Genomic DNA, 26,460 nt, shown 5'->3' with positions numbered 1-26,460 from the left:
AGAATGACAAAGGGATGATGTGAGTTGCTGAATATTCATAATCTTACGGTAAATTTAGCGGGAGATACGATTTTCAAACAAGTTTCTTTTTTCATCAATGAAGGCGAGAAAGTGCTTGTGGCCGGGCCGAACGGTTCCGGCAAAAGCACGCTGTTCAGGGTGCTTTCCGGAGAGCTTGAGGCAGATGAAGGAACGATTGCGATCAACAAAGGGGCGAAGGTCGGTTTGCTGAAGCAGATCGCTGATCCCCATGAGGATCTGACGTTGTATCAATATCTGGAAAAATCGTTTGAAGCTCTCGCGGCGATCCAGAAGGAAATGAAGGCCATTGAGCTGAAGCTTTCGGAACCGATGAGTGATGACGAGCTGACTGCTTTATTGGAAAAATACAGTCAATACACGGAAACATTTGAGCGGAACAACGGCTACCAGATGCATGCGATGATTGACGAGGTGTGCAACGGGCTCAGCCTCAGCGAATTAAAGGACCAGCCGTTCTCAAAGCTGAGCGGCGGCGAAAAAACAAAAGCCGGCCTTGCCGAAATTTTAATCCGCAACGACGACGTTATATTGCTGGACGAGCCGACCAACCATTTGGACGTCCATGCGATTGAGTGGCTTGAAGGGTTTATTAAAAAATCGAACAAAACCATTCTGTTTACGACCCACGATAAAACGTTTGCCGACCAAACGGCGATGAAGGTGCTCGAGATTGACGATACCGAGGTGAAGATTTGGCCTTACGGTTTCAGCGAATACTTGAAAAAGCGGGAAGAATTCATCATCGCCCAGTTTGAGAAATATGAAGAACAGCAGAGAAAAATACAGAAGATGAAGGAATCCATCGCCCAGCTGAGAGATTGGGCCAACCGTTCAAATCCGCCGTCTGTCGGCCTGCACAGACGCGCGAATAATATGGAAAAGGCGCTGAAAAGGATTGAGCTGATTAATAAGCCGGTCCGGACGGAGCAAAAATTAAAAAACGCATTTCAGGAAGCGGGCGCCGGTTCAAAAGATATTGTGTTCATTGAAAACGGAAAGGTGACCAACGGATCTTCCCTTTTATATCAAAATGTGAACCTGCGCATAAAGCATAAAGACAGAATCGGCATCGTCGGCAGAAACGGCGTCGGCAAAACAACGCTGATCCGCTGCATCATCGGGGAAAGAGAACTGTCGGACGGCACCATTAAAGTGGGAGAAAATCTTAAAATAGGCTACATTGATCAAAAGAGCCATGTCGGAGATTCGAGTCAGACGATTCTGCAATTCTTTAAAGAAAATCTGCTGACTGAAGAGGGCGTGGCCCGGAATATGCTGGCCAAGTACGGATTTTACGGGTCGTCGGTCTTTAAAAAACTTTCCGTCCTGTCAGGCGGTGAGAGAATCAGGCTGAAGCTGTCCATCTTAATGGAAAAAAAGCTGAATGTCCTGATCCTGGATGAGCCGACCAACCACTTGGATATTGAATCTCAGGAAATTCTCGAAAACAGCCTGATGCAGTTTCAAGGCACCATCATCTGCGTTTCTCACGACAGAAACCTGCTGGAGAAGTTCAACAAGATTTTCTGGCTTGAGAATCAAAACGTCACCATCTTTTCAGGTCCATACAGTTACGCCAAACAAAAAAAACGGCAGATTGCCGAATAAAAGGGGAATGGATATGACCATTGACAGACTGACAATCAATGAGTTATCGTACGATCTTTTTGTAAGCGAGTATGCTGATAAAAAACCTTTTATTTTGACGGGGGCAATGGATCACTGGGAATGCAGGCCGTGGACGCTTGAATACATTGACGAGCACTATGGAGACAGAATGGTCACCATCCGGAAATCAGATATCGAAGGGGTCAAAACGTTTAAACAAGTAAAGCTTTCCAACTATATCGAGTACATTGATCAGAATGATGACAAATGGTACTGTGACTGGAATTTTACGCAGCTGAACCAAAATGACTTAGACCTTGTCTATTCGGCACCCGAGTATTTTACAAAAGACACATTGAGAGCGGATGAAGAAACGGGACGGGACTGGAAATGGTTCTTTCTCGGTTCTAAGCAGACAGGTACACCGCTGCATCAGGATTTTAACAACACGCACGCGTGGAACGGCGTCATTTTCGGGGAGAAGGAATGGATCTTCTATCATCCGGACGACTCTCCGTATTTGTACGAAGGAAATATCAATGTCTTTGATGAAAAAGACATTGAGCAAAAACCGCTGGTGCAAAAGGCGTCTCCGATCCGCTTCAGACAAAAGGCGGGAGAAATCATTTACGCGCCGCGCCATTGGTGGCATCAAGTCGAGAATACGGAACATACATTGGCAGTGAGTGAGAACTTTTGGTTTACCGGAGAGCGGCTTGCCAATCAGATATAAACGAAAGGCTGAGGAGCATCTCAGCCTTTTTTTGTATGGATTCATTTCATCCGGTCCAGACCGAATTTTTTCAGGCGGTATTGCAGGCTCTGTCTGCTGATTCCGAGCTCGTTTGCCGTTTTGGATATGTTATTGCCGTGTTTTCTCAGGGTTTTTTCGATCATGTATTTTTCGAAGTTTTCCATTTTGTCTTTTAAATCGGTGCCGGGCTGGGTGCTTGCGGCGGCTTTGCTTTCCGTGTCAGCGGGTTTGATTTTCATCCGGTATTGGTAAGGCAGGTGGGCCGCCGTAATCGTCGTTTCATCCGTCATAAAGTTCATGGCGCCTTCAATCATATGTTCAAGCTCGCGAATGTTGCCCGGCCAGTCATATTCCAGGAAAAATCGCTGCACATCGTCACTGATCGAATCGACATGCATTTGGAACAGGTGATTGTTTTTCTGGATAAAGACTTCGGCCAGAGGCAGAATATCCTCCTTGCGCTCCCGGAGCGGGGGAATGATCAGCGTGACAACGCTTAAGCGGTAGTATAAATCTTTGCGCAGCCGCTCTTCTGAAATGGCGGTGATCGGGTCTTCATTCATCGTGGCGATGATGCGGACGTCAATCGGTTTGTCCTGAGCTGATCCGATGCGCCTGATTTTCTTTTCCTGAAGGGCGCGGAGCAGTTTTGCCTGCAGGCTGAGATTGAGCGAGTTGATCTCATCAAGGAGCAGGGTGCCTCCCTGCGCCTGCTCAAATAAGCCGGGCTGGTCGATGGCTCCGGTAAAGGCGCCTTTTTTCGTGCCGAATAAAATACTTTCGACCAGGCTGTCCGGCAGGGCGGCGCAGTTTTGTGAGATGAACGGGGCGCCTGAGCGCTGGCTGCCGTTGTGAATGCTTTGGGCGAACAGTTCCTTGCCCGTTCCCGTCTCGCCGGCCAAAAGAACGGACGATGACGTACGGGTTGCCCGTTTCGCGTTTTCGATGACTTCCCGAATAACTGAGCTGTTGCCGAGAATACTGTCAAACGTGTAGCTGTTCTGTTCTTTCCTGTGCATGTTCTCCCTGATCAGCCGTTCGAGCTTGGTGACGTCCTTGGCGATTTCCACGGCGCCCTTGATCTCGCCGTTTTGCACAATCGGGAAGGTGTGGTTGATCGTCGTGATTTCCTGGCCTTTGTTATTGAAATAGCTTTGCTTCACATTTTTAATCGTTTTGCCTTCTTGAAGGGCCTGAACGAGCGTGCTGTCCTGCTGATTGGAAAACATAAATACATCAGTCAGGTTTTTATGCAGGACGTCCCGTTCATCCATATCTTCAATCTGCATCATTTTCTTATTGTAAATGACGGTGCTGCCCTTCTCGTCCACCACATGCAGCCCGACATCAATCTCTTCCAGAATGCTTTGTAACACGAGTGTGTAAAATTCGCTGGTTGTGTGCAGGTCAATTCCCCCTCTCAATCGTCTTAACATTCATTATTTTAAAATAAATCGAACGGGAAACGCAAAAAAATTTTGCGCTTGGCTGAAGTTTGCACGCAAACTGCCGGAAAATTTTGCGGGAAAAGAAAGAATGCTGGCGAAACATCCCGTTTTTTCGGATTGGCACGGAACTTGCTTTATAAAAAGGGAAAGCAAGATCTAATGTTGAATGATTACAAAACAAGGGGGAATCAGATTATGTCAGCTTTCACAAAATCTCAAGAAATTATCAGCCAAACTTCACATTACGGCGCGAACAACTATCATCCTCTGCCGATTGTTATTTCCGAAGCGCAGGGTGTTTGGGTAAAAGACCCTGAAGGTAATCAATATATGGATATGCTGAGTGCTTATTCTGCGGTGAACCAGGGGCACAGACATCCGAAGATCATTCAGGCGCTGAAGGATCAGGCGGATAAAATCACTCTGACGTCACGCGCGTTCCATAATGATCAGCTCGGTCCGTTTTATGAGAAAACAGCCAAGCTGACCGGAAAAGATATGATTCTGCCGATGAATACGGGGGCGGAAGCCGTTGAATCCGCTGTCAAAGCGGCGAGACGCTGGGCATATGAGGTCAAAGGAGTAGCGGATAATCAGGCGGAAATCATTGCGTGTATCGGCAACTTCCACGGCAGAACGATGCTTGCGGTATCCCTTTCTTCAGAAGATGAGTATAAACGCGGTTTCGGACCTATGCTTCCGGGTATAAAATTAATTCCATACGGAGACGCAGAAGCGCTGCGCCGGGCGATCACGCCGAACACAGCCGCTTTCTTATTCGAACCGATTCAGGGAGAAGCGGGCATCGTCATTCCGCCGGAAGGATTTTTACAAGAAGCGGCCGCCATTTGTAAGGAAGAAAATGTACTTCTGATCGCTGATGAAATTCAGACGGGACTCGGCCGCACAGGGAAAACATTCGCGGTTGACTGGGAAAATATCGTACCGGATATGTTCATCTTAGGCAAAGCGCTCGGCGGGGGCGTCTTCCCGATTTCGTGCATCGCGGCGAACCGTGACATTCTCGGCGTGTTTAACCCGGGTTCCCACGGCTCGACATTCGGCGGAAACCCGCTCGCTTGCGCGGTATCGCTCGCATCTCTTGAAGTCCTTGAGGAAGAAGGGCTGGCAGAGCGTTCCCTTCAGCTTGGCCGTTATTTTAAAGAAGAGCTTGAGAAAATTGATAACCCGATCATAAAAGACGTGCGCGGTCGCGGCCTGTTTATCGGCGTTGAACTGACAGAAGCGGCCCGCCCGTACTGTGAAAAGCTGAAAGGCGAAGGGCTTTTATGCAAAGAAACACATGATACCGTGATCCGTTTTGCACCGCCGTTAATGATTTCCAAGGAAGACTTGGACTGGGCGATCCAAAAGATCACAAATGTGCTTCAAAACGCGTAAAACCTTGATGCGGCAATGCTTTCCCTCGGCTTGTATGGAATTTACAAATAAAAAATTCAGCACACTCTATTTGCGCGGCGACAGTATTTTAGTATAATGTATCTTTATGTACGAAAATGAATTTCATATAACATTCATATACAAATAGAGGCTCTTTGGACAGCAAATCGGTTTCAAAGCACCGGCTTGGTTCCAATACAAGTTGCTGAAGGGGTGCAGAATAGTGAATACAAATCAAAAAGAGAATCAGCTTCAGCGCACAATGAAATCACGCCATTTGTTTATGATTTCTTTGGGCGGAGTGATCGGCACCGGGTTTTTCCTGAGTACCGGATTTACAATTAACCAGGCGGGACCGCTGGGCGCGGTTCTGTCTTATCTGGTCGGCGGTTTTATTATGTTTTTGACAATGCTCTGCTTAGGCGAGCTTGCGGTTGCCCTTCCCGTATCAGGGTCGTTTCAGACGTACGCAACCAAATTCATCAGCCCCGCTTTCGGTTTCGCATTCGGCTGGCTGTACTGGCTCGGCTGGGCGGTAACATGCGCCATTGAGTTTTTATCTGCGGGACAATTGATGCTCCGCTGGTTTCCGCATGTTCCCGTATGGGTGTGGTGCCTCGTGTTTGTCGGACTGATGTTTCTTTTGAACGCCATTACCACAAAAGCGTTCGCTGAGTCGGAATTTTGGTTTTCCGGTATTAAAATTTTAGTCATTCTGCTGTTTATTATTTTGGGCGGCGCCGCCATGTTCGGCCTGATTGACATGAAACACGGCGAGCAGGCTCCTTTCTTCTCTCATTTTTATGAGGATGGATTGTTTCCGAACGGCATTAAGGCTATGCTTATTACGATGATTACCGTAAACTTCGCGTTCCAGGGAACGGAGCTGATCGGGGTTGCCGCGGGAGAAAGTGAAAATCCCGAGAAAACGATTCCGCGCTCTATCCGGCAGACGGTATGGAGAACGCTTGTCTTTTTCGTTCTCTCCATCATCGTCATTGCCGGGATGATTCCGTGGAAGCAGGCGGGAGTGGTCGAAAGCCCGTTTGTCGTGGTGTTTGAACAAATCGGTATTCCATATGCGGCCGATATTATGAACTTTGTTATCTTAATTGCGCTGCTCTCAGTGGCCAACTCAGGCCTGTTTGCATCGACGCGTATCCTATATGCCATGGCGAACGAAGGACAAGCCTTTAAATCGCTCGGCAAAATAAATAAACGCGGCGTGCCGATGAACGCTCTGATCGTGACGCTGGCCGTCGCCTGCCTGTCCCTGCTGTCTAAGGTGGCTGCGCCGGAAGTCGTTTATATGTTTCTCTTATCATTAGCCGGACTAAGCGCGCAGGTCGGCTGGATTACGATTTCCCTGTCGCAGCTGATGTTCAGACGGAAATACATCCGCGAAGGCGGCAAAGTGGAAGACCTGAAGTTTAAAACACCGCTGTACCCGGTGCTGCCTATTATCGGGCTGACGTTAAATACGGTTGTTCTGATCAGTCTCGCATTTGATTCAGAACAGCGGCTCGCCCTTTATTGCGGCATCCCGTTCATGGCGGTGTGCGTTATCGTTTATCATCTGTATGTAAAAAAGCATAAGCAGTCAGAAAAACAGATAGAGCTTTAAATCTTTTCGTGTCCAAGTCATCTTTGAGAAACCCGCACAGGACAACATACAACATGTTGAGGTGGAAAAACGGATGAACAAGAATATCTCAGTTATTGGAATGCCGATGGATTTAGGACAAGCACGACGCGGAGTGGACATGGGCCCGAGCGCCATCCGCTACGCGCATCTCATTGAACGGTTATCTGACATGGGGTATGCGGTGGAAGACTTAGGCGACATCCCCGTCAATCGTGAAAAACTCAAAAATGATGAAGAGCTGAAAAATTTGAACTCTGTGCTCTCGGGGAACGAGCAGCTCGCCCAAAAGGTGGACAGCGTCATTGAGAATGAGCGGTTCCCTCTCGTCTTGGGCGGCGATCACAGCATCGCGATCGGAACGCTGACAGGAACGGCAAAGCACTATAAACAGCTCGGCGTCATCTGGTACGACGCGCACGGCGACTTAAACACCCTGGAAACATCGCCTTCAGGCAATATTCACGGAATGCCGCTGGCCGTCAGCCTTGGCGTCGGGCACGACACGCTGGTGAACCTGGGCGGCTATGCCCCGAAAATCAAGCCGGAGAACGTCGTCATCATCGGCGCGAGATCGCTTGATGAAGGCGAGCGTGAATACATTAAGGAAACAGGCATGAAGGTCTATACGATGCATGAGATTGACCGCCTCGGCATGACCAAGGTGATTGAAGAAACCATTGACTACTTGTCAGACTGTGACGGCGTTCACCTCAGCCTTGACCTCGACGGCCTTGATCCGAGCGACGCGCCCGGCGTAGGCACGCCTGTCGTCGGCGGCATCAGCTATCGTGAAAGCCACTTGGCAATGGAAATGCTGTATGATGCCGACATCATCACTTCAGCTGAATTTGTCGAAGTCAACCCGATCCTCGATCACAAAAACAAAACCGGCAAAACAGCGGTCGAGCTGGTGGAATCTTTGTTGGGAAAAAAACTATTATAAAATATACGCCTCCGCACTTGCGGGGGTTTTTTTGTTGCCACGAGGAAACTAGCGGGCTGTCACCCTCTTTTTAGACCTGTAAATATGATATATTTATTACACAAAATGGGAAAGGGAGGTGTCCTGACAGATGGCTGAAGTGATGGCCCACGAAACAGTTGCGAAAAAAATCAGTGACTGGTATGAGGAAATCAAAAAGCACAACACTGAATCGGCTGAGGCGTTAAGAGAACAACTGCTTACGGATCTGCAAAATATGACACAAAATCAAACGGTGCTCCTTTATTTTAATTTAATTGATTCCCGCTATAAGCTTTTGATGGAAGAGTATGAGAAAACAGACGGCATTTTAAAAACGATCCAGCTGAACGCCGATAAAGAAAAAACAGACCAGATGATTCAATACTATTATTATTTCTTTTCCGGAATGCACGAGTTTTACCGTAAACGGTTTATGAACGCCATTAATTTTTACCGGATTGCTGAAAGCAGGCTCCGGCACATACCAAATGAGATTGAAAGAGCCGAGTTTAATTATCAAGTGGCGATTGCCTACTATGAAATCCGCCAAAACTACTTTGCGATGAACCACGCGGAAAAAGCGTTGGAGATCTACAAAGCCAATGAAATGTACGCGGTCAGAGAAGCACAGTGTTTAATGGTGATCGGCTGTAACAGAATGGACTTGTTTCACTATCAGAAAGCCGAAGAGCTCCTGCAGACGGCGGTTCATCAAGCCGCCAAAGCGGGCGATCCGCATATTGAGGCGCTTGCCCACTTTAACGCAGGCATTTGCTATGAAAGACAGGAAAAGCTTGAGGAGGCGCGGATCGAGTTTGAAACGGCTCTCGATCAAAAGGAGCATTTGCAATCAGCATATTCGGTGCGGAGTCTGTACATGCTGGCCAGAGTGTTATTGAAACAGGAACAGACGGATGAGGGCCGGTTTTGGCTGCATAAAGCGCTGAATGTCGCTGAAGAAAAAAACGAGCCCGTATACACCCAAAAGCTGCGCATCTTACAGCATGTCTTTATTGACCAGAGTGAAGAAGCGCTTGAATCAGCTTTCGCCGAGTTAAGAAGGAAAGAGCTGTGGAGTGACGTTTCCGATTTGTCGTATCAGGCCGCGGCGCATTTTAAAAAACAGGAGAATTACAAATTGGCGGCGAAGTATTTTCAAGAATCAATTGATGCCAATGACCAAATTTTGAGATTAACGGAGGGGATTCGTAATGAAAACATGTAAATTCATTGTACTCTCAGCAGCCTTGGCAAGTCTCATTTCGATTGGATTATTTGCGCAAACTGGTTCAACGGCACAAGCCGAACAAATCATAAAACCGGCGGAAAACGGAGCCTTCGGATAATACTTCATGATACCGCTTTCAATCCGTGTTTTGTAAGGAGTGATTCAATGGCTATCACGCTGCAGCCGATGACAGGACAAGAATTTCAGTCCTATCTCGCCCATTCAACCAAGCATTACGCTGAAGAAAAGGTAAAAGCGGGAACGTGGCTGCCTGACGAAGCGCCGGAGTTAGCGAAGCTGGCGTTTGAAGACCTGCTTCCTGACGGCTTGGAGACGGCCGATCACTATTTATGGACGCTGACATTGGACGGAAAGGAAAATGCCGGCTGGCTGTGGCTGCACGCCGATCCGGAACACCCGCAGCAGGACGCATTTATTTATGATTTCGGCCTTCATCCGCCTTTCCGCGGCAAAGGCTATGCAAAAGAGGCGCTCGCAAGGCTGGAGGACAAAGCCAAAGACCTGGGTGTCCGCAAGATTTCTCTCCATGTGTTCGCTCATAACGAAACGGCGCGGAAGCTGTATGAGAAGACGGGATTTCTGGAGACGGATGTCATCATGAGCAAAAAGCTGTCATGAAAAGGGGCCCGCACGCTGGGCCTCTTTTGTTATTCATCTAACAATGTCATCATGTGTTCCGGATAACGCTCGCCGGCCGCGGTGCCGATCGGAAACATCTCATCCAACTGCGCCTTCACATCCTCGGGAAGCACAATGTCGAGAGCGGCGAGGTTTTCTTCCAAGTAGTGTTTCTTTTTTGTGCCCGGGATCGGAATGAGATCATCGCCGTTTGCGAGAACCCATGCGAGCGCAAGCTGTGGCGCGGTGATATTCATTTCCCGGCCAATGGCGGTAAGTTTTTGGACGAGTCCTATATTCACCGCTAAATTGTCTCCCTGGAATCTCGGCGTTCTTCTTCTGTAATCATCGGCATCCAGCTGCTCGGTCGACGTCATCTTTCCGGAAAGAAAACCTCTGCCGAGCGGACTGTAAGGCACAAATGAGATACCGAGCTCACGGCAGGCGGGCAGCACATGCTCCTCCGCTTCCCTGCTCCATAAAGAATATTCCGATTGAAGCGCGGCAATCGGGTGAATGCGGACGGCGCGCCTGATCGTTTCTGCGGAAGCCTCTGACAATCCGATATATCTCACCTTTCCTTCGTCTATCAGCTCCTTCATGGCGCCGACGGTTTCTTCAATCGGCACCCGCGGATCAACCCGGTGCAGATAATAAAGGTCGATATAATCCGTCCCAAGGCGTTTCAGACTGGCGTCACACGCTTTTTTCACATAATCGGGCCGTCCGTTAATTTCGATAAACTCACCCTTTTCGCTTCGGACATAACCGAATTTCGTCGCGAGGCACAGCTCCTTTCTGAATGGGGCGAGCGCTCTGCCGACAAGTTCTTCATTCGCACCCAATCCGTATTGATCAGCCGTATCAAACACATTCACGCCGAGATGAACGGCATGATGCAGTGTGGAAATCGACTCTTCCTCACTCTGGCTGCCATAGTATTCCGACATGCCCATGCATCCTAACCCCATTGCGGAAACCCGCATCGAACCGATCGTTCTGTCCTTCATATGTCCTCCCCCTTTCTTGTATGATAACCGGATTTCCTGATATTTGAAAATGATTTATGCATAAGATTTACATATTGTTATAAAATTTTTAAAAATCTGTAAATTGTATATTTTTTTATCACAATTTCGTCATATAATGAAAATGTGGAAAAATTATACTCGAAGAAAAGAGGCGAAGTCAATGTGTAAAAAGCTGTTCAAAGCCGTCCTCCCGTTTGCCCTGTCATTCACCATGGTTCTGTCGTTCTCCGGTTTGAATGTAAAAGCGAAAGAAACAGAAGCAGCCCGCTACGCAAAAGAAATCGCAGACCTTCAGCAGGGCACGACTCCTCAAGACGTTCTCCAATCCGCCAAAGAGCTTGCCAAACAGAAGCACGTTTCAACAGAAGCAATTCTCAAGCAGTTTCATCAAGAAATCACGGCAGACAAGGTGCAAGGAAATGTAATCGCTTCCAAAGAGGGGCTCTCTACAATGGGCGGATCATCAGGCACAAAAAAACTTCCGAAAAGCACAAAAGGCAATATTTATTACACGAACTCATACACGGCTTATTACAACCACGGGCATGTCGGCATGTATTCATCCGCTGATAAAATTGTTGAATCCGTGCCGGGAGACGGTGTCCGCCAGATTGCTTATAACGGCAGAGAAGTCGAAGACAATTCAATCGTCCAGACCGTGAAAGTCACTGATGCCCAAAAACAAGCCGCCGCTGACTGGGCCGTATCAAGAGTCGGTGATGAATACTCCTTCAACTTCGTCAATAACAGAAATACGGGCCATGAAGGCGCCAAAAACTGCTCAAAACTGCTGTGGTCGGCATTCCTTTTAAAAGCGGGGATTGATATCGACTCTAACGGCGGCTTAGGCGTATATCCGCGCGACATCACAAGCTCGTCCTACACAACCACGATTCTGACCATTCACTAAGGAGAATAACGTGAAAAAAATCATCTGGATACCTTTAGTGATCATCGCCGCCGCAGCGGTCTTATGCTTCTTCTATTTTCGCACGGAAGATCCTGCGGAGGTTGCGAGAGACACATTAAATGACCCTGATTTTCTGAAAGATAAAGAGGCGCTGCTGTATTTCTCCACTGCCGCTGACCAAGACACGTTCGGCGGCGGAAAAAGCTACGCCCTCTTCCCCGATGAAAAAGGGCGGCTCTCTTCTTATCACATGAATGGGCTTGAGCTCGGATCGGCCAAAGTGCATGACGAAAGCGTGCTGCTGGAGGACAAAAAAGGAATCTACACCGTTCAGGGCGGCCTTCACACGTATAAAAGAGCGTACCAGCATACGGGAGACAGCGCGGGATATATCGAGCGGGCGAAAGGCTTTTACACGCTGTATAATTCGGGCTACGACAAGAGCGGCGGCAGCTATCGCTCAGAGCTGTACCGCCAGATTGACGGCATGTGGAAGCAAGACGTCATTCCGCACTACATCCGCGCTTCAGGCTTTTTTAAAGATCATCTTTTCGCGCTCACGCCGACAGATGACGAAAAAGGCTATCACATCCAAGACATTCAGGCCGATAAAGAAAAGCTCCATACAACATCAATTGCGACATGGACGTATAAAGAAGGCACGTCTGTCGAATCCCAGCTCGCCGCGGACGACAGCGCCATCTGCTTTGTCACCAGAGGGGAAAAAGCAGATCACATCTATCAAATGGTGAAAGTCATGAAAAACAGCGGCGCCATCAAAACATATGACATCGCCGCTTATAAAAATGACGAACAGACGATCTATGACTCCATGCCGTTCAGCTTCAAAAAAAGCTTTTTCATGGAGCGGCGCAGCTTCTATTTCGTTGACGGCTTCGGAACCGTCTACCGCATCAACCCTGAGACCGGAAAAAGCAAAAAGGCCTTCAAGCTCCCCGCATCAAGAATGAAAGCCGACTTCAAAGAACTGACGCATCAAAACGGAAAGCTGTATCTGTTCACATACAGCTACAAAAAGCCCGCCAAAATCGAATCCTTCGACCTGAAAACGGGCAAAAAGCTGAACGACCGGACCATCCCAAACCTGAAAAACATCGTCACGCCGAAAAGCCATCTCAAGCTGTACGATGTGCAGGTGATGGGTGGGTTTTGAAGAGTATAAACATTTCGGAAGAGCTTGCCGCTTTTGGTAAGCTTTTTATAATGAAACGTTACTGCAAGAAAGAAGGGGTTCATTTGAAATCATTCAGTATCTTCTTATTGTTGTCCGTCATTTGTATAACCATTGTTTTTGTCATAATGAATATGTTGATTGGATACCCTGATGTGAGTAACGGGGCATTGATTATGATTGTATATATCGTTGTGACCCTCATGATAAGGCTATATAACAAGAGAAAAGCCGACCGAACATAGAGATAGAGGAATTTAGGAGGGAGCCGATGAAGAAAAAGCTTCCCGCGTTTTTAAATGACGGAAAGCCGGAGCTGTACGCTGCTGGCGTGTCTATTAGGAATTCTGTTCGTCCTTCGCTTAGAAAAAAGAGAAAACACGTAAACAGCCGGATGCTGAAAACACCGGCTCTTTTTGCGCGTGATTTGCCGAATTGTGGATAAAACCCAGCCCGAAGCACTACTAACATGTGTATAAATAGGTTATATTGAAAAGAGAACAATTGCCGCGTGCAAAAGAAAACCGGAGGACGTAACTATGAAAACCGCTTATTATTCTTGTGAAGAACATATCGAAACCGTGCTGGACATGTACATAGATGATCATGAGCTTCCGCCCGAAATCAGAAAAATCGAACATACTAACAGTTTATCCACAGCCTGTGAATTATGTGGGGACACTGCAACATATCTAGTAGGGAACGAATGATCCTACACAAAATACAGAAAAGATATCCACAATTGTGGACAATATATATGAATAACTTGTTTCTAAAGTGGGGATGACCTGTGAATATCAATATTGTGACAATCGGAAAACTAAAAGAAAAATACCTCAAGCAAGGCATTGAAGAATACAAAAAACGACTCTCAGCCTACGCAAAAATCGACATCATTGAACTCCCGGACGAAAAAGCGCCGGAAAACCTGAGCGACCAAGACATGAAAATCGTCAAAGACAAAGAAGGCGAACGCATCCTGGCCAAAATCAGCCCGGACACCCACGTCGTCGCTCTCGCCATCAAAGGAAAAATGAAAACATCCGAAGAACTGGCCGATACAATAGATAAGCTGGCGACATATGGAAAAAGCAAAATCACCTTCGTCATCGGCGGCTCACTCGGCCTAAGCGACGCCGTCATGAAACGGGCAGACGACAAACTGTCATTCTCAAAAATGACATTTCCTCATCAGCTCATGCGGCTTATTTTGGTGGAGCAGGTTTATCGGGCGTTTCGGATTAATCGTGGGGAGCCTTATCATAAGTAGATGAGGTTATTTATTAACATTCTAAATAATTTAGTGGTAATAAATAGGTGATTAACTCCCGTGTTTCATTGCATTAGTAATTGTTTTTTAGAAAACTCTCCATAATGGAACCGAAAAACTGTTTGCGAATTAGGCATTTATAGTAAAACAATCTTAATTGGAATATTAAGGTTGTTTTTACAAGTGATATTTAGAATTCTTAAATAAATAATATTTAATACTGCTAATTGAGGTGTTTTAATGAGAAAATGGGAAACATTTGTCATGGAATATATGAATACATATAGAAAGACCTTTGTGAAAACGGTGGATATTGAACAATATCTTAAAACAATACTCAAACAAGAGTATGATGACGATGGTGGATATTTTAGATTTTCTTCTACGTTGAAGAATATGGTAGAAGAAGAGAAAATTCAACCAGTAAAAGCAAGAGGGCATAATCATCAGACCCCACCTGTATTTAATGAATATAGATTAGTAAAACAAGAAAGAAGAACGAATCCCACTCATATTAAAAAGTTAATGACCAACTATCCCTTGTTCAATATGACTGCTTTTTATGATGAAGCAGAATTTGAAAAATGGAAGTTCTATATAGATCGAGTTCATGCATTTCTTACAAACAACAGTGATACCAAAAAGGAGTTGTTTAAAGCAAATGAGCGTTCCTTTGAACTATTCAGAAATGAAAAGTTCCTTTTAGATAAAGAAGGAATAAAATTTTTAACCAATTTAGGACTCACTCTATCGGATTTAAACTGTCGAAGAACTTATGAACCTTTTGTAGAGTACCAACCAGACCCCTCCAGAAAGCCAAAAACCATTTTGATTATTGAAAATAGAGATACCTTCGATTCTGTAAAAGAGTTAATGATGGATGGTATTAACACATGGAGCGGAATTACCTTTGATATGGTGATATACGGGGAAGGGGATAAGATACAAAGAAGCTACTATTTCTTAGAAGAATACCAGCTAGAAGATTACGAAGTCTATTACTTTGGGGATTTAGATGCAAGAGGGATTCATATTTGTTCCGAATTGATCAAAATAGACAACAGAATAAAACCATTTACTCCTTTTTATATCGAACTGTTAAATTGTTACGGCCATGAACCTTTAACGAGAACCATCGAAAGAAAATTGAAACAAACCATTATTGACGATTCATTAAGATTATTTTCAGTTTTTTTTGAATGGGCCTATATAGATGAACTCAAAAAATACACCAAAATTATTCAAAATGTTCAAACATATATTCCGCAAGAAGGGTTGAATTTAGCGATTCTTCGTGGATTAGGGGAAAGGAGGTAGGGTTCTTTTTGAACAGGAACATTGAATCCATGCTAGAAGGTTTTAACGAGCGGATGAAGCATATAGCGATGTTTTCACCCATCCTACGATTGGAACAACCAATGAAGTTTAAAGAATTACCTATTCCTACGGTTGCTCTCTATGTACTTCTTTATATGCTCGAAAACAAACTAGCATTTAATAAAAACACTACAAAAGAAGAATTGCAATATGTCATTTTAGAAGTGGTCCGACGATACTGGAATGAAGACTTTACCAAAGCAGAAGCGGACGAGCTCGAAGATTGGTTGGTTTCTAAAAAACTTCGAAACAGAGGAAAAGCTCACACATTTACGTATTACGATTTCGATAAAAGAGAAGAGAAAACTCATTATTTTCATCTGATTGAATATGGAGAAGGCACGAACGTCTTTAGTGATAGAGAAGATAGCCTAGACGATTTCACACTAACTTCAATGGGGTTGGAGCTGCTATTCAAAACCAAAGAAGTATTTGGAGAGCTTCGAATTACTATTTCTCAATTATTCTTCAAACGACAATTTGAAAAAGGCCTCTTCACCGATGCTTTAAGAAGAATTCACGAAATGCACACTTTGATAGAGGATGAGAAAAAGCGGATTAAAAAGTTACAGTCTACTATCATCAAAGATGCTCTTGGTGTTTCTCAACGTTCTGAACTTGAAGCTATGATAAAAAGAATAGATGAAACCTTAAAAACAGAAAGAGAGCAATTCAAGGATCTGCAAAATTTGGTTGAAGAAAAAATTGATGAATATCATGAAGGCCGATTAACAGAAAAAGAACAAAAAGGAATTCATATCATCCAAGAAATTGAAGGGAAATTACTTCAGGCAATCAGCCTACACGAATCCTTATTTACCGAAAAACAAAAAACCCAAAATATTATGAGCGAATCACTCGAATCTTCCATTATCCATGCGTTTTCGGTTCATTTAGATTTTGAACAAGAAATTCTAAGAGAACTAATAGAAACTCCTGCTACAGAAGAAGTGTTAAATGCAATTTCTAAACCATTTCTTCCATTGAGACATCATAAAATTTTTAACCCATTACTCGCAATATCTCCTCAAAAAAGATACAAACAAAAACAACTAAAAGAGGAAGAAATTGTGGAAGTAGACGAAGAAACAAAGAGAATGCAAGAGCAAGAAGAGGCGAGGAAAAAAGAAGAAATCGAAAACAAAGAATATCGATGTATAACCGCTTTATTGAAACACTTGGTGGAAAAGGACAAGTATTTACTAAGTGATGTATTCCAAATGATTGAAACCCAAGATGTAAGTCTTTATGAGGATATTCTATACAATCCAGATCCACTGTTAGGGTTAATTGCAGAACTACATCAGTCCGAATACAATCGTTTTGAAAAAGTGACTTCAGATGTGTGGAAAAACCTCCCGGATGATAAAAAGATTAATCGAATGCTAATAAGATTATCAAGTGAACTATCAACTTTGCAAGAGATAGGGTCCTTTAGTTTATTAGAAACAGATAAATCCCACTATATCGGAACTATGAAATATAAAGATATGTTAATTATAAGAGGTGACTTTTATGGAGTGGACACAAGATACCGTGAGTAAAGGGTTCGGTTTGTATGTGGCCTTGAGTAAAAAAGGGTTTCTTACAAGCAAAGAAGATGAATATTTTCAGTGGTATGAGGGAAGAGTCGTTCAAGATTTTATACGGAAAGTAATTGAACCTACAGGGAAAGTTATGATTTTTCTGGATGAACAAGATGGCGTTATTCAAATGGTGCCACAGATCGAGAACGAAAACATGTCTTATACGAATGAGGATTTAAAGAAAGAATTAGGCTTTAAGGACAACAAAGAAATTCATCTATTCTACTTTATTCTGTTCATTTTAATATCAGAGTTAGAGCAACCATATGATATGGAGTTTGCTGACCGGATGTATCTCCCAATGGAAGAACTATTGGATAAAATGAATGGATACATCAAGCAGTATGAACGACTAGGCGAAGAGAAATTAGAGGAATTAAGTGATAAATATGATGTAGACGTGGCTGGGATTATAGAAGCTTGGGGCAGAATGGCCGACTTTAAAGAAGGGGCTACAAGCCATATCCGAACAAAAGATAATCGACGGATGTATATTGAAAAGACATTGAGCTTCTTAGAAAAAGAAAAACTTATCAGAATAAGAGAACATATCAATATTTCTGTTACCAATAAAATGAAAAATATTATCAGTCATTATTATCACAATGTCGCGAACAAAAGCAAAATTCATGACCTATTGCTAGTAACAAAAGAAGGCACTGTAGGAGAAGAGGAGGAATGATGAAATGCCACGACTAACGAAAGTAAGAATGACCAATATCCAATTAGATGAAGGGAAGAAAATCATCTCAAACAGCTTGTGGGAACCAAACGCTAAAGATGCTCTATTTATCTTAGAAAACGGTGGAGGAAAAACGAGCTTTATTCAACTAATTACTCAAACCATCCTTCCTAACTCCAATTTAAGTAAACGCTTGTTAAAAGAAGTGGTGTATAAAGGAACAACTGGTTATATTATTACGGAATGGAAATTGGATGGAGAGAATCTTCCATATGAATATTTATGTTTGGGGTTTACCTATATGAATGGGGAAACCAAAGCAGAAGAATTAAACTATTTCACGTATCTGTTCACCTATAACAGAGGAGACACTTTAAACATCAATACCCTTCCTACCACAGAAAACGGGAAGGTAACAAGATTAAATGAGTACCGGAAATTTTTAAGACAACACGATATTCGTATTTTTGACGTAAATCGTGATTATAAAAAGGAATTAAAACGATTCCACCTTCTTGAAGAAGAATGGAAGATGATACAAAAGATTAACGGGGATGAAGGTGGGGTAGATAATTACTTCAAAACTGCATCCAGCACGTATGACCTATTAGTAAAGCTTCTTATCCCAGAAGTGGAAAACACCATCTTTGACAGCGAAGAAAAGAAAAAAGAAATCCAAACGTACTTTAAAGAATACAGTAAGAACTTATTAAGTATTCCGGATATGAAAAGAGACTTAGAGGATTTCCAAAGGATAAAAAATTCTGCAGAAGATATGATAAAAGCAGTGGAAGATTTTCAAGTGAAAAAGAAATCCTTTATGGAAACACAAAAGCATGTAGTTACGCTTAAGAAAAGCATTGAACTTCAAATTTTTTACAAGGAAGAAAAAATCGTTTCCTTAATTGAGGATATTAAGAAAAACCAATCTTTAATGAACGAGGCGGATTGGAAAATTGATAGTTATAAATCTCATACCTTAAAGCAAAAAATCGAAGCAAAAGAAACAGAACTCACTACGGTTGAAAATAAACTCAAAACGAAAACAGCTCAACTAAAACAAGCGGAATCATTATTAAGACAACTGGAAGCAAAGAAAGAATATGCGGATTATCTGGGTATTCATAAGAAGGTACTACAACTAACAGAAGAGTTGTCTGCTTTAGCAGCAAGCGAGCCTGAATTGGAAAAAAGAAGAAATGAATCTAAAAAACTCTTAACAGAAGCGTTAAATTTCCTCATTGAAGAACAACAATTTGCTTTAGTTAAGCAGAACAAAAACATCAAATATAACGAAGAAGAAATTAATCTTAAAGATGACGAACGAAAACAATTAGGAAAGGATAAACAAGATTTATTTAGTGAGTTAAAGGATGCAAACAATCACCTAAATAACTATAAAAAAGATAAAAAAACACTGGTAGATGAATTAGGAGAAGAAGCTGGAAATCATCCATCAATCGTGTTGAAGTCACTAGATGAACAACAAAAACTATCTTCAGCTACCATTATTAAAAAAGAAGAGGAAGGCAAATTAAACGAACAAGAAATGGCGGAAAAAAGGGGGTTTGTAACGAGTCAAAGTGTAATAGTTCAAAGCAAGAAAAACCAAATCTCTTTATTAGAATCTGAACAAGAAACATTCGAAAGGGAGAAAAAAATTTTACTCTCACTTATTTTAGAGGATGGGAAAAGTACGGAAAACATCTTTGAAGATATGGAGGAGTTTCTTCGTTATTATAAGTATTCGAGAGTGGAAGCAGAACAAAAAATAGATAAAATTAAACAGAATATTCATGACTTAACCAAGAAACTTAACCTATGGGAATCACACAATTTCTTTGTTCCGAATGAAACTTTATTAGAGGTTCAACAACATCTGGAACAAAGAGGTGTCATTACCATGTTAGGTAGTGAATGGCTATCGGAAATTTCTAATGAAGAAATGAAAAATCAGTACCTTGATTCCTATCCATTGCTTCCTTATACGTTATTAGTCGAAGAAGCAAACTTATCTGAGCTCAAAAAAGCCTTGAAAAGTTTGAATAACGAACTGTTAAACTTACCCTTACTGTTTTATGTAAAGAGTAAACTTCAACTTCAAACGAAAGCAGTAGTTGCAAATAAAAATGAACTTTTCCCGCTATATAATGAGTTATATCTCTATCATCAGTTAGATGTTCAGTGGTTCGCATCCAGAGCTAAAATCCAAGAAATTATTGAAGGATTAAAAAGAGAGCTTTCTCAATATAAAGAACAATTAACTTTTGCAAAATCCACTCTTGATAATTTCAATAAAATATTAACCAAATTAGAAACATTCCATACTAGTTATCCTAGTACATTCCTAGAATCCAACATGCAAGCTGTTCAGAAATTATTGGGCGATATAAAAGATTCTCATCAACGAATTAAAGATACAAACGAACAAATTAAGATATTAGAAAATGAGAACAAATCAATTAGTGAGTTTATCTTAGATGAAAAAGTAAAACTAACAACAAGAAGGTCTCATATAAAGCATCTTCAAAGCTTTATGGAGCTTTATCCAAATCCCGAAGAGTTAGTTGAAAAAGCAAAAAATCTAAAAGACCAATATGACCAATATAAGACAAAAATAAATCTTTGTGAAGAAGAATTAATACAGCTACGTGATACATTAGATAGACTGAAGGATAAGAAGCGGAACATTGAATCTGTTATGAGTGGATTTGACAAAGAAAGAAAACAACACCAATTGAACGAGAATCTCGAACCTTCTGATTGCTATACCAGTGAAGAAAAAGATGAGTACGTGGCCCGTTTTAATGCAGTTCAAAAAGAATACTCTAATAAAGACCAAGCGAAAAGTCTTCTTGAACAAAATCATTTAGACAAAATTATTGAACTTGGTAAATCCGAAAGACGAATCAATAATATCGGATTTACTCTAGAAGAAGTAAAAGGGTTTTATGCTGAAGAAGTTAACCTAGAAGAATCCATTATTAAACAAAAAGATATAGCAAACACACTATCTATCTCCGTAAAGGAATGTGAGTTTAAACAGAGAGAAGTAAAAGAAAATATTAGACTGAAAACAGAACAATTAGATTCCAATAAGAAAGAAATTGAAGACAAGTATGAAAAAGAAGTATTTCTTTATGATGAGTGGCAGCACAAAGAGGAATTCCAGCGCTACAATCAGTCAAAAGAACAACTGGGGACAATCAATAAGGAACTTGGATATAAGAAGACACTATTAGAGAATTCTGTAATAGATGCTGAAAAAGCTATGGTACACATGCAGAGTGAAAATCTGCCTTTGTATCTTGAAAGATTTGGATTAATATCTGAAGAAGAAATCATTGCTAAGTCAAAAACCTATCAAAAATATGCACAAACCCATTCTAATGAGTACTCAACAAAGTTGGAAAAGTTAGAAGAGAGCAAAAAAGGTGTATATCTATCATTTGAAACTTATGTAAATAAGATTCAAGAATCTAATAACCCGAAGACCGAACAATTTGCAAATGGTTTTTCAAAATTGAAAACAAGCGACCAATTATTTAATTTTGATTTTATTTTAGAATCGTTTAATCGCATCTTTGACACCATTAATGCTTTTGAAGAAGACTTATATCGAAAGATTGCAGAATGTGAAAAGGATAAAGTGAAAATAGTAGAATTATGTTTCCAACGTGTAGAATCCATTTATAAAAATGTAACCGAAATACCTAAGTTTTCAAAAGTAGAAGTATTTGGCCATGAATTGCAATTGATTAAAATGAGATGGGACCGTTTAAATGATGAAACCACTCTAGGTAATTTACATTATCATGTTCAAATAATACTTGAAACTTTACAAAGAATGAAACGAGAGAACAAACCAGAAAATGAAATGAATGGGTACCTAGTAGAAAAACTGGACAACGTGGTACTTTTAGATAAAATTGCTCCTATCAAGAAGTGCTTTGTAAGTATCTATAAACCACGAAAAAAAACTCTTATGACAACCAGTGCAGAAAACTGGAAACCTTGGGATGAAGTTTCTAAATGGTCTGGTGGAGAAGAATTTAGTTCTTATATGTCTATGTTTATGATACTTGTAACGTATTTACGTAAAAAGGTAAACGCCAGTGACGATTCTTGGAAAGTCATTATTGCAGATAATCCCTTTGGTAAAGCTTCATCAGAACACGTAGTAAAACCAATAATGGAACTAGCTAGAAAGAGTAAAATACAACTGTTTTGTTTAACGGCTCATAACAACGAAGACATTCGTTCTCGCTTTGAATGTGTTATGAGCAATCGCTATTACAATACAGCTGGTATTGAACTACTTCAAGTGAAACATAAAGAAAAAGGAGTATCACTCGGATTGTATGCTTATGAGCATGATTAATATTTTATGAGGGCCATATAGGCCTCTTTATATATAGGGTTTAGAGGTTTCAAATATGTCGAAAGTAGCCATTAACATACGAGTAGAACAAGAAATGAAAGAGAAACTAACCGATTAGGAAAGCGACTCGGATTATCATAAGCAGATGTATGGAGAATGACCTTTTCAGAATATATACAAAATCGAATCCATCTGATAAACGAAGATAAAAACAATTAATAAAAGAGTGTTGGTGATGGATACAACTATTCATAAAGAGATAGTGAATTCCCACTCACGGACCTCATGAAGTCCGGCATGTGGTACAGAAATGGTCATTGGGCGAATAAAAATAAACTGAAAGACGGGACAAAAAAAGTTTTAAGTACTATGTTTGTGGGACTTGGGAGAAACAAAAGTTCAACCGTTTGTCGTAGTAGTTAGTAAGGGTGTGGAAAATCGGTCTATTCCATGCAACTGTTGCTAAAGGCTGTATTGATAGGAATTATCTTAAGGATAATATTGAACGACTTAAAGATGAAATTCATCATGAAATAGCAAAATTAAAAGGCGAACAATTTGTATGGCATATATAATCCAAGCCAAGATATGTCTATACATACTTTTAATATCGATAAAGAAGACCCAAAAAAGCTTACTGATTTTTACACAAAATACATTAGTGAGGGCTTAGAATCATTTGTATTTTTCGCATAAACCCAGATAAGGAACATCTTAAGACTCCTGAAAGTCTTGTTAAGATAACAGAATTTAAAAATAGCAAAGTTGTATTCCTTTTTTTAATTTGAAACTGTGCTCGCCTTTTAACTTCTACTTTACGCTATACCAATTGGACTAAATTTTAAACTAAAGGAGTTATAGATATGGTTGTTGATTACAAACTACCTAAGTATGCTGGTAATAAACAAACAGGAAATATTGCAGCGGATATTTTAAAAGCATCTTTGCAAAGATTTGCAATTATTAATCCTCATGAAGAATCTATTGATTTGGGAATCGATATGAGGGGGCAAATAGTTAAAAATGGAGTACCTAAAAATCAGTTCTTTAATATTCAATGTAAAGGGACAGCAAGTTTAGATATCGAGAGTACAGAAGATTATTTTACAAAACAAATAAGCGTCACTACTATTAATTATTGGAATCAACAAAATGATACAACGTTCTTATTCCTAGTGGATAATGCCACTGAAAATTGTTATTGGTGTAATCCAATCATCGATTTGAATGAAAGAATAAGTGAGATTCAAGGGCAAAAGACTGTTAATATTAAAATTCCCAAAACTAATTTGATAAATAAACAAACTACAGAATTACCTAAAGAGTTTATTCAAAGTATTATTTTATACGTAGCGAATCATTTAAATATAGCTAGATCACTAGTAAAGAGATTAAGTAGTGCCTTGGAAAATAACGAAAGTTTAGATTTGGATTTCTCAATTCAATTGTTACAAAATATTATTCCTTCAATAGAGGAAATTCAGGGGTATTACGAGACAATTATTGAGCATTTAATACAAGAAATAAAAGATAGTTGGTCTGAGTCTAAAGAATACTTAATAAAATTATTTCACAATTTACCAGCAAGGAAATGGGTATCTAATTTCCAAACTAATACTGGATTTCTTCTATCAGGAAAAAGTTATAATGATTTGAAGCAAGAAGTTAATAGCATAATAATAGACTTCGAATCAGATAAGTTAACAGTTTCAAGATTAGAAGATTTAAAGGAGAGTTATAAAGAGCTTTTAGAGTACCAAATAAATCTCTTAGCTTTTTTATATGAAATGAGTTGTGAAGATAATCCTTTTGGGAATTATACAGAACTTACAAATGAGTTGGATAAGCTTAGAGATAAAATAAAAAAGTATGATAACTAAACCGCACATATAGATACATCACGAAGAGCCTTATGTGAGTAGGTGTTTACAATCTGTAATGGTGTCCTCAATAAAAAAGTATTTTTGTATCTGGTTTATCAGCTAACATAACTCTTTTACGATTCGAGAGACCAGAAAGAAAGTATTTATACAAATCCAAAATGGGATATTGATATACAAATTGTATTATAAACTATATAATATTAAACGGTGGTAAAATTTCACAATGGAGTGTATGACTTTGTTTAAAACAAATATTACAGAAAACTTTTCATTAATGGTTAACTCATTGAAGCTGGCTCAAAGAGCAGAATTATGGGATGATGAGCAAAATGAAAATATAGTTGAGAAGTTATATGTAGATCCCTTACCAAACGATGGTTTACTTAGTCAAGTTATACAGGATAATACTGTTTTTTTGGTGGGAAGAAAAGGAACAGGAAAGTCCACGATTTTTGCTAGGGCCCAAGAATATTTTCGTAAAAGTAAAAGTGAGATTTCCGCATATGTTGATGTAAAAACAATATACGGTAAGTCCCAAGCCAAAGAACTAAATCAGGATTCAGATTATTATGAAAAAATTCTGCTTTATGAAGGTTTTATTAATGAAGTAATAAGCGACTTATTAAAAGAAGTGAATAAGAACCTTAAACAAAAGAATGCTCTTTTTAGACTTTGGAAAAGAAAGGACTTAGCTATCCTTCTTTCCAAATTAGAGGACATAAAAAAAGAAACCTCAAAACCTACTTATAAAACTACTGATATTTTAAAAACTGTTAACACAACTGAAAAAGTGGCAACATCAAATGAGAATGAAGGAAGTCTCTCAGCTACTGCAACAGCAACAAATTTAAAAGTTAAAGGAAGTTCTAGTGTTCGTAAAAAAAATTCTGGTGCTAATGAAGTCCAAGATGAATATTCCCATACTCTTCTTAGGCATTTCAATCTAACAGATTTCATATCAAATATAACGGAAGCATTAAAGAATTACGGAGTAAAAAAGTTACATATAATACTGGACGATTTTTCAGAAATTGATTATGAGGCTCAACAAATATTTGTTAATACATTACTTGCTCCTTTGAACAATTGGTCAGATAAATTTATCCGTTTTAAGGTAGGTGCTTATCCTAAGAGAATCTTCTATGGCGATATTGATAAAGGAAAAATTGATGAAATACATCTAGATTATTATGAGTTATATAAAGTCAAAGATTTACCTGAACTCGAAAAAAAAGCTACTGAGTTTCTCAATAGGCTGTTAGAGGCAAGATTCAAGTACTATTTAAATGCTGAAATGGTAGAAATATTTCAAATAGATAAGGAGAATACATGGGAAAGCTATCTTGAATTAATGTTTCAAGCTACTATGAATATTCCTCGTATTCTAGGTCATATACTACATTATTGTTACCAAAGTGCAATTATTTACAATAAAAAAATAACAAAATCGCTGATTGAACATGCTGCACAAAAGTATTACGAAAACCAAATAAAGTATTACTTTGAAAAGACTAATTACTTGAAAGAAGCATTTGACGAAAAATTAGATAGATATTCTCAACAAATACTAGTTAATTTATTAACTGAAAAAGCGAAAGATTTGAAAAATCATTTAAGAAATGAAGACACTGAGTTGTTTAATAAGATTCCAACTAATAAGATTCCCTCTAGCCACTTCTTTATAAATAAAGAGTACGAAAAATTCCTACATTCTTTGGAATTAAACTATTTTGTAAGTAAGTATTATGAACAAGCTGACAGAGACGGTATTGTAATAAGTATTTATGCAATAAACTACGGTTTGTGCAGGGAACAAAATATAAACTTTGGTAGACCTAAAGGTCACACAAAATATCGAAAGTACTTTATTTCTCGCCATTTTAACTACGATAAAGTACTACAGCAGTATTTAATTGAACAAAAGCATTTTGTATGTACAGAATGCGGTTATGAATACCAATATTCAGAATATGATACTTTGCATAAAACTGGAATGATGTGTTACTTGGGGTGTAAAAACACTGGTACGATTAAAGAAAGCTTTAAATTTAAGGATGAAAATTTATTTGAAGGTATTAAGAGAGAAAAGCTCCTACCTGAAATTGAACTAGATATCCTTCATGTCCTTAGCCAGAATAAAAAGGCTAATCTTTATGCTTCATTGATAGCTAGGGAATTGGATTGCTCCCATCAACTTGTTTCAAAAAGAAGTGAAAAGCTTCAAAATGCTGAATTGATAAGAAAGGGAAATGAAGTGATAAACGGTGTTCAACGTAGGATATACGAGTTAACTGAAAAGGCAGAGGTTCTCTATTTTTCAAATGAAACTTAAATATTCACATGACTATTATAGTCTATGTATTTTAAAAAGTAGTAGTTCATAGGATACGAGTACACTGATTTTAAATTGAAAGGGGAG

The 26,460-nt window shown here is 40.4% G+C and carries 21 protein-coding genes; 19 read left to right on the top strand and 2 right to left on the bottom strand.

Annotated elements, in window-relative coordinates; genetic code table 11:
• Positions 1-24: 24 nt before the first annotated feature.
• A complete protein-coding gene (locus tag SB847_RS15745) occupies positions 25-1,650 on the top strand; it encodes an ABC-F family ATP-binding cassette domain-containing protein (protein WP_410564328.1) in 1,626 nt (541 codons plus the stop codon).
• Between the two features lie 13 nt (positions 1,651-1,663).
• The gene (locus tag SB847_RS15740; protein WP_007407887.1) at positions 1,664-2,383 is read left to right on the top strand and encodes a cupin-like domain-containing protein; all 720 of its coding nucleotides are present in this window, start codon (positions 1,664-1,666) and stop codon (positions 2,381-2,383) included.
• A gap of 41 nt (positions 2,384-2,424) precedes the next feature.
• Here the strand turns inward: SB847_RS15740 and SB847_RS15735 are convergent, their stop codons facing one another.
• Positions 2,425-3,840, bottom strand: a complete 1,416-nt coding sequence (locus tag SB847_RS15735) for a sigma-54 interaction domain-containing protein (RefSeq protein WP_007614954.1) — start codon at positions 3,838-3,840, stop codon at positions 2,425-2,427.
• 207 nt (positions 3,841-4,047) lie between these two features.
• On the opposite strand from SB847_RS15735, the gene SB847_RS15730 reads away from it, so the two are divergent.
• The 6 genes from SB847_RS15730 (at position 4,048) to SB847_RS15705 (ending at position 9,729) form a co-directional block, all read left to right on the top strand.
• Positions 4,048-5,253, top strand: a complete 1,206-nt coding sequence (locus tag SB847_RS15730) for an ornithine--oxo-acid transaminase (RefSeq protein ID WP_004393130.1) — start codon at positions 4,048-4,050, stop codon at positions 5,251-5,253.
• 223 nt (positions 5,254-5,476) lie between these two features.
• A complete protein-coding gene (locus SB847_RS15725; RefSeq protein ID WP_012118885.1) occupies positions 5,477-6,877 on the top strand; it encodes an amino acid permease in 1,401 nt (466 codons plus the stop codon).
• Positions 6,878-6,950: 73 nt separating this feature from the next.
• Positions 6,951-7,841, top strand: coding sequence for an arginase (rocF, locus tag SB847_RS15720; protein WP_007407883.1), 891 nt, complete (start codon positions 6,951-6,953; stop codon positions 7,839-7,841).
• Positions 7,842-7,971: 130 nt separating this feature from the next.
• Positions 7,972-9,087 carry a response regulator aspartate phosphatase gene (locus tag SB847_RS15715; RefSeq protein WP_410564323.1) on the top strand — a complete coding sequence of 372 codons (1,116 nt, stop codon included), beginning with the start codon at positions 7,972-7,974 and terminating at the stop codon, positions 9,085-9,087.
• A complete protein-coding gene (locus SB847_RS15710; protein WP_007407881.1) occupies positions 9,074-9,208 on the top strand; it encodes a hypothetical protein in 135 nt (44 codons plus the stop codon). Before SB847_RS15715 ends, SB847_RS15710 begins: the two co-directional genes overlap by 14 nt.
• Before the next feature lie 47 nt (positions 9,209-9,255).
• Positions 9,256-9,729, top strand: coding sequence for a GNAT family N-acetyltransferase (locus SB847_RS15705; protein ID WP_410564321.1), 474 nt, complete (start codon positions 9,256-9,258; stop codon positions 9,727-9,729).
• A 29-nt stretch (positions 9,730-9,758) separates the two neighbouring features.
• Here SB847_RS15705 and SB847_RS15700 read toward each other — a convergent pair whose 3' ends face one another.
• Positions 9,759-10,739: an aldo/keto reductase gene (locus tag SB847_RS15700; protein ID WP_410564319.1), complete on the bottom strand. Its 981-nt coding sequence runs from the start codon at positions 10,737-10,739 to the stop codon at positions 9,759-9,761.
• A 181-nt stretch (positions 10,740-10,920) separates the two neighbouring features.
• On the opposite strand from SB847_RS15700, the gene SB847_RS15695 reads away from it, so the two are divergent.
• The 11 genes from SB847_RS15695 to SB847_RS15645 all read left to right on the top strand — a co-directional run bounded on the left by SB847_RS15695 (position 10,921) and on the right by SB847_RS15645 (position 26,373).
• Positions 10,921-11,670 carry a hypothetical protein gene (locus SB847_RS15695; protein ID WP_342019230.1) on the top strand — a complete coding sequence of 250 codons (750 nt, stop codon included), beginning with the start codon at positions 10,921-10,923 and terminating at the stop codon, positions 11,668-11,670.
• 10 nt (positions 11,671-11,680) lie between these two features.
• Positions 11,681-12,844, top strand: a complete 1,164-nt coding sequence (locus SB847_RS15690; protein ID WP_410564316.1) for a hypothetical protein — start codon at positions 11,681-11,683, stop codon at positions 12,842-12,844.
• Positions 12,845-13,133: 289 nt separating this feature from the next.
• Positions 13,134-13,307, top strand: a complete 174-nt coding sequence (locus tag SB847_RS15685; protein WP_194249657.1) for a hypothetical protein — start codon at positions 13,134-13,136, stop codon at positions 13,305-13,307.
• Between the two features lie 94 nt (positions 13,308-13,401).
• The gene (locus SB847_RS15680) at positions 13,402-13,572 is read left to right on the top strand and encodes a CxxH/CxxC protein (RefSeq protein WP_004393147.1); all 171 of its coding nucleotides are present in this window, start codon (positions 13,402-13,404) and stop codon (positions 13,570-13,572) included.
• Positions 13,573-13,652: 80 nt separating this feature from the next.
• On the top strand, positions 13,653-14,132 hold the full coding sequence (gene rlmH / locus SB847_RS15675; RefSeq protein WP_410564313.1) for a 23S rRNA (pseudouridine(1915)-N(3))-methyltransferase RlmH: 480 nt from the start codon (positions 13,653-13,655) through the stop codon (positions 14,130-14,132).
• 240 nt (positions 14,133-14,372) lie between these two features.
• Positions 14,373-15,449 (top strand): Wadjet anti-phage system protein JetD domain-containing protein, encoded by a 1,077-nt coding sequence (locus tag SB847_RS15670; protein WP_410564311.1) that lies wholly within the window; start codon positions 14,373-14,375, stop codon positions 15,447-15,449.
• A gap of 8 nt (positions 15,450-15,457) precedes the next feature.
• Complete coding sequence (locus SB847_RS15665) at positions 15,458-17,053, top strand: hypothetical protein (protein ID WP_410564309.1); 1,596 nt, start codon at positions 15,458-15,460, stop codon at positions 17,051-17,053.
• Entirely contained in the window at positions 17,025-17,777 is a 753-nt protein-coding gene (locus SB847_RS15660) for a DUF6063 family protein (protein ID WP_410564307.1), read from the top strand. Before SB847_RS15665 ends, SB847_RS15660 begins: the two co-directional genes overlap by 29 nt.
• A gap of 4 nt (positions 17,778-17,781) precedes the next feature.
• Entirely contained in the window at positions 17,782-22,158 is a 4,377-nt protein-coding gene (locus tag SB847_RS15655) for a coiled-coil domain-containing protein (RefSeq protein WP_410564305.1), read from the top strand.
• Between the two features lie 863 nt (positions 22,159-23,021).
• The gene (locus SB847_RS15650; protein WP_410564303.1) at positions 23,022-24,038 is read left to right on the top strand and encodes a DUF4365 domain-containing protein; all 1,017 of its coding nucleotides are present in this window, start codon (positions 23,022-23,024) and stop codon (positions 24,036-24,038) included.
• Positions 24,039-24,279: 241 nt separating this feature from the next.
• Positions 24,280-26,373: a hypothetical protein gene (locus tag SB847_RS15645; protein WP_410564301.1), complete on the top strand. Its 2,094-nt coding sequence runs from the start codon at positions 24,280-24,282 to the stop codon at positions 26,371-26,373.
• Positions 26,374-26,460 lie beyond the last annotated feature (87 nt).

It is taken from the genome of Bacillus sp. SIMBA_026, assembly GCF_046535335.1.
GTDB classification, from domain to species: Bacteria; Bacillota; Bacilli; order Bacillales; family Bacillaceae; genus Bacillus; species Bacillus velezensis.
This window is presented reverse-complemented; position numbering and strand designations above follow the sequence as displayed.

Bases quoted from the DNA above. Each gene is read 5' to 3' on its own strand.
- SB847_RS15740 (WP_007407887.1), top strand. From the start codon at position 1,664: ATGACCATTGACAGACTGACAATCAATGAGTTATCGTACGATCTTTTT.
- SB847_RS15735 (WP_007614954.1), bottom strand. From the start codon at position 3,840: ATGTTAAGACGATTGAGAGGGGGAATTGACCTGCACACAACCAGCGAA.
- SB847_RS15730 (WP_004393130.1), top strand. From the start codon at position 4,048: ATGTCAGCTTTCACAAAATCTCAAGAAATTATCAGCCAAACTTCACAT.
- rocF (WP_007407883.1), top strand. From the start codon at position 6,951: ATGAACAAGAATATCTCAGTTATTGGAATGCCGATGGATTTAGGACAA.
- SB847_RS15715 (WP_410564323.1), top strand. From the start codon at position 7,972: ATGGCTGAAGTGATGGCCCACGAAACAGTTGCGAAAAAAATCAGTGAC.
- SB847_RS15710 (WP_007407881.1), top strand. From the start codon at position 9,074: ATGAAAACATGTAAATTCATTGTACTCTCAGCAGCCTTGGCAAGTCTC.
- SB847_RS15705 (WP_410564321.1), top strand. From the start codon at position 9,256: ATGGCTATCACGCTGCAGCCGATGACAGGACAAGAATTTCAGTCCTAT.
- SB847_RS15700 (WP_410564319.1), bottom strand. From the start codon at position 10,739: ATGAAGGACAGAACGATCGGTTCGATGCGGGTTTCCGCAATGGGGTTA.
- SB847_RS15695 (WP_342019230.1), top strand. From the start codon at position 10,921: ATGTGTAAAAAGCTGTTCAAAGCCGTCCTCCCGTTTGCCCTGTCATTC.
- SB847_RS15685 (WP_194249657.1), top strand. From the start codon at position 13,134: ATGAAGAAAAAGCTTCCCGCGTTTTTAAATGACGGAAAGCCGGAGCTG.
- SB847_RS15680 (WP_004393147.1), top strand. From the start codon at position 13,402: ATGAAAACCGCTTATTATTCTTGTGAAGAACATATCGAAACCGTGCTG.
- SB847_RS15670 (WP_410564311.1), top strand. From the start codon at position 14,373: ATGAGAAAATGGGAAACATTTGTCATGGAATATATGAATACATATAGA.
- SB847_RS15660 (WP_410564307.1), top strand. From the start codon at position 17,025: ATGGAGTGGACACAAGATACCGTGAGTAAAGGGTTCGGTTTGTATGTG.
- SB847_RS15655 (WP_410564305.1), top strand. From the start codon at position 17,782: ATGCCACGACTAACGAAAGTAAGAATGACCAATATCCAATTAGATGAA.
- SB847_RS15650 (WP_410564303.1), top strand. From the start codon at position 23,022: ATGGTTGTTGATTACAAACTACCTAAGTATGCTGGTAATAAACAAACA.